This is a genomic window from Aneurinibacillus danicus, from assembly GCF_007991215.1.
Lineage (GTDB): Bacteria > Bacillota > Bacilli > Aneurinibacillales > Aneurinibacillaceae > Aneurinibacillus > Aneurinibacillus danicus.
Window position 1 is genome coordinate 1 of record NZ_BJXX01000091.1, and the last position, 3,544, is coordinate 3,544.

The following is a 3,544-nucleotide window of genomic DNA, read 5'->3' on the forward strand; positions in this document are numbered from 1 at the left end:
TTATAATGGACCCAAGAATTTAGACACGAAGAAAGGAGACATTAAGGTGGGGAACTGCGCAGAAAAGGAAACGATACACCCCGGAATGTAAGACTCAACTCTCTTCGGAGCATGGGATCCATGTAAACCAACTCTACACCCATTATCCGTTCTACGGCTCCCGCCGGACTACGGTCCGGTTGAACCGGAAAGGCATGATTATCAATCGAAAAGCAGTACAGCGCCAGGGAGATGGGCATCACCGGGATTTGTCCAGGACAGGACCTGAGGTAAATTCCTTTTGGAAGATTTTACGTTGCGAAACCATTACCAATCGCTTCCGTATAACAATAGTGAAAAGAATGAAAATAACGGGAGAGAGTGAGCATGGCAGAATGGATGAAAATCATTTCGGTCATCGGTACGAGCGTGCTTGAACTGTGGGCGGCCATTCCGCTGGGTTTTGCCCTGAGGCTGCATCCGGTAACGATTGGCGTAGCGAGTGCGGTAGGCTCTATCATCGCAGCGGCAATCGTCATCTTTCTGGGAAAATCGCTGCGCAGCTGGCTCGTAAGACGTATGGAGCGGAAAAACAAGAAACAGGGACGGATGGCCCGTATCTGGCAGAAATACGGAGTTATCGGTCTAGGCCTTGCGTCGCCGCTGCTTACGGGTGCGCCGCTTGGGGCGGCTATCGGTGTCTCGGCCGGGGCAGACTCCGTAAAGCTTTTCATCTGGATGAGCATCGGGATTGTGCTGTGGAGCATCATTCTAACTGCGGCCGTGGCATTTGGACTTCTCAGTCTTACATCGTTCGGTTAAGCGGGAAAGGACGAAGTGGTATGTTTGCAAACTCAAAAGCAATACAAATGATTGAACTTCTGCTGCTTTTAAGCATTCTCGTGTATACGGTGGCGTATATTGGAGGAGCGCTGTATCCTACCGTATATGCGGCAATGGCCGCGTTTTTGTTGGGGATTGCAGGGATTGCCCTCTCGCTTTGGAAGCAGCGGTATTTGTTGGCTATTGCAGATTTCCTGCTGGTGGTAGGCGTGTTTGCGCACATCATGTTTTTCTGGAATCTGTAGACTCATCACGGCGTATCCCCTTTTTCACCCTTTTTGCATTGCCTACATACACTGATTGGGCTATGGCATCCGCATGAAAAGGGGGAAAACCGATGCAGTTTTATTACGGGGAGAAAATGCCGCTCCGCATCCTGGATGAAGGAGAGTTCTGGAAACTTCAGGAGGCAGAGCATACGCAAGTGATACGCGCGCTTGTACCTAATCTGGAGCCGGCTTTCGTGCAGGCATTGGGAGCATGGGAGCAGGCGCTGTCGCAGACGCAGGCAATGTTTGTGCGGTATATTGAAGCGGTCGTGCGAAGCGGACACCATGTTAGCCCGGCGCTGCAGGCCGAGATTATGCAATGGGTCTGTTTTGCGCTGGAGCAGAGCCGACAGTTCGTCTTGCTTCTGAATCAATTGGGCACAGAGAGCCAGCCATTGAAAAGCAATCCGACCGCCATTACGGTGCTTAATCACATTCGGCGTGAATCGGAATATTTTATTGGAATTGCGGAAGCCCTTCTGTATACAAGAAGATAACGTTTTACGAAGGATTCCCCCTGTATTATGCTAGAATAGCAAGGTACAGGGGATTTGTTATAGAAGACGGGAGGTAGGCTGATCTGTCGCAAGCTATTCTTTTATTTTTGCTGGCCGGGATTGCCGAGATCGGCGGAGGGTATTTGGTCTGGCTGTGGCTGCGCGAGGGGGCGTCTTATTGGTATGGCATTATCGGAAGCCTTATCCTTGTGTTATACGGTGTAATTCCGACGTTGCAATCCTTTCCGAGTTTTGGCCGCGTATATGCGGCATATGGCGGAGTCTTTATCATCTTGGCTGTGCTCTGGGGGTGGGGAATCGATAAGAAAACGCCTGATTTCTACGATTGGCTTGGCTGTGTGATATGCCTTATCGGGGTGTCGGTTATGCTTTGGGCGCCGCGCTCCTAAACGGATGGTGAATGTGCTAAAGTCGTTGCAAGAGTCGAAACGATCCGTTACAATTGATAGTAATTATCATTATTATTTGTTTTTCGGAAAGGAGAGGCTCTATGGACGAAGTGACGGCTTGCAAAGCACTGGCACGGGAATTTCGTACATACCTGGGAGCGGAAGAAGAGGCCGTTTTTCCGGTGAGGGGATCGGATTTGCTGACGGCATTCGGCATGGACAGATTGCTGAAGGAGACCGGGGAATACATCGGAGCGACGAAACCCTATGTAACCGGGTCCTTGTTTGTGAAGCGTTACTATTGCCAGGTGCCTCTGGCAGCTTTGTATAGTATCACACAGCTGCAGCGCAGTTTTGATTTCTCACTCGCAAATCTTTCGTTTGGATTTGATGAAGACAGGCAATGGCGCATACGGATTAAGCATACGCAGACGAGCGTATGCCCGCCGCAAGACCGGGAACGATGGCGGCAAGAGCATGTATACCGTCTTTTTACGGAAACGGTAGGACCCGTATTTCGAACGGTGGCTCAGCGTACGGGAGTAGGGATGAGCACGTTATGGGCGCATTTATCTTTTGCCGTCTATCATAGATACGAACTATGGCTGAAAGGGACGACTTCCGAAGCGGAGCGGCAGCGTATTCGTGACGATTTTCATTTTTTGACGTCTGATGCGCCGACGGAATGGTTCGAAGGCGCGGAACAAAATCCATTCGCGGAAGAATATGCGTATTTCCCGCATCCGAAAGAAGAAGGAACCAGCGTGCGGCTGCGTCAAAAATGCTGTTTTAATTATTGTCTGCCGGAAGGTCGGTACTGCTATACGTGTCCTGGGTTGTCGGAAGAGGAACGCGTGCAGAAGATTATTGGAGCATAGGATGCGACAGGAGGGACTGGCCGGATAATGCCCGGCAACCCCCGGACCTCCGTATTCATGAAAGAGTCAATGACATGTTTTAATAGTGGGCTTTTTGTGGTATAGGAAAGCATATGTCACTTTACGGTGATAAAGCGGCATATGCTTTCCCTCCATATGTAATCGAGGAAAAACGCCCGCAAGTTTTTCTTATTTGCTATCATTGGATTTGTGTGGTATACTTACTTCATAAGTTAGGAATAGCAATAGAAGCAAGAACATATAATTCGCATGTTATCAGGAATTATATTTTCGTTAATGCAATCCCTGATAATATGCGAATTTTTTATTTTGCCTCGGTAAATGAGTAAGGCGCATATTAGAGTAATTTTTTGGAGGTCTATACATGACTACAGGTACTGTTAAATGGTTTAATGCAGAAAAAGGGTATGGCTTCATTCAAGTTGAAGGCGGCAACGATGTGTTCGTTCATTTCAGCGCTATCACTGGCGATGGATTCAAAACGCTTGAAGAAGGCCAACGCGTACAGTTTGATATCACAGAAGGCAACCGCGGACCGCAGGCTGCTAACGTGGTAAAACTGTAAGACTTTTTCTTACTATAGCATTTATACACGGGATGAAAGGCTGTCGGCATTATGGTGCGGCAGCCTTTTTTCTGTGAAAATC

Annotated in this window: 6 protein-coding genes; all 6 read left to right on the forward strand. The window is 48.7% G+C overall.

The features are described from left to right. Window positions 1-366 precede the first annotated feature (366 nt). The 6 genes from ADA01nite_RS10765 to ADA01nite_RS10790 all read left to right on the forward strand — a co-directional run bounded on the left by ADA01nite_RS10765 (window position 367) and on the right by ADA01nite_RS10790 (window position 3,462). Window positions 367-801, forward strand: coding sequence for a small multi-drug export protein (locus ADA01nite_RS10765; RefSeq protein ID WP_146809972.1), 435 nt, complete (start codon window positions 367-369; stop codon window positions 799-801). Between the two features lie 20 nt (window positions 802-821). Continuing rightward, complete coding sequence (locus ADA01nite_RS10770) at window positions 822-1,067, forward strand: hypothetical protein (protein ID WP_146809973.1); 246 nt, start codon at window positions 822-824, stop codon at window positions 1,065-1,067. A gap of 92 nt (window positions 1,068-1,159) precedes the next feature. Then, window positions 1,160-1,588: a DUF2935 domain-containing protein gene (locus ADA01nite_RS10775; RefSeq protein WP_146809974.1), complete on the forward strand. Its 429-nt coding sequence runs from the start codon at window positions 1,160-1,162 to the stop codon at window positions 1,586-1,588. Window positions 1,589-1,671: 83 nt separating this feature from the next. After that, on the forward strand, window positions 1,672-1,998 hold the full coding sequence (locus tag ADA01nite_RS10780; RefSeq protein ID WP_146809975.1) for a YnfA family protein: 327 nt from the start codon (window positions 1,672-1,674) through the stop codon (window positions 1,996-1,998). A gap of 101 nt (window positions 1,999-2,099) precedes the next feature. Further along, window positions 2,100-2,876, forward strand: a complete 777-nt coding sequence (locus tag ADA01nite_RS10785) for an IucA/IucC family C-terminal-domain containing protein (RefSeq protein WP_146809976.1) — start codon at window positions 2,100-2,102, stop codon at window positions 2,874-2,876. A 385-nt stretch (window positions 2,877-3,261) separates the two neighbouring features. Continuing rightward, a complete protein-coding gene (locus ADA01nite_RS10790; RefSeq protein ID WP_146809977.1) occupies window positions 3,262-3,462 on the forward strand; it encodes a cold-shock protein in 201 nt (66 codons plus the stop codon). Window positions 3,463-3,544: the final 82 nt, after the last annotated feature.

Excerpts from the sequence above, each read along its gene's own strand:
- ADA01nite_RS10765 (WP_146809972.1), top strand. The coding sequence starts at position 367 with ATGGCAGAATGGATGAAAATCATTTCGGTCATCGGTACGAGCGTGCTT.
- ADA01nite_RS10785 (WP_146809976.1), top strand. The coding sequence starts at position 2,100 with ATGGACGAAGTGACGGCTTGCAAAGCACTGGCACGGGAATTTCGTACA.
- ADA01nite_RS10775 (WP_146809974.1), top strand. The coding sequence starts at position 1,160 with ATGCAGTTTTATTACGGGGAGAAAATGCCGCTCCGCATCCTGGATGAA.
- ADA01nite_RS10790 (WP_146809977.1), top strand. The coding sequence starts at position 3,262 with ATGACTACAGGTACTGTTAAATGGTTTAATGCAGAAAAAGGGTATGGC.
- ADA01nite_RS10770 (WP_146809973.1), top strand. The coding sequence starts at position 822 with ATGTTTGCAAACTCAAAAGCAATACAAATGATTGAACTTCTGCTGCTT.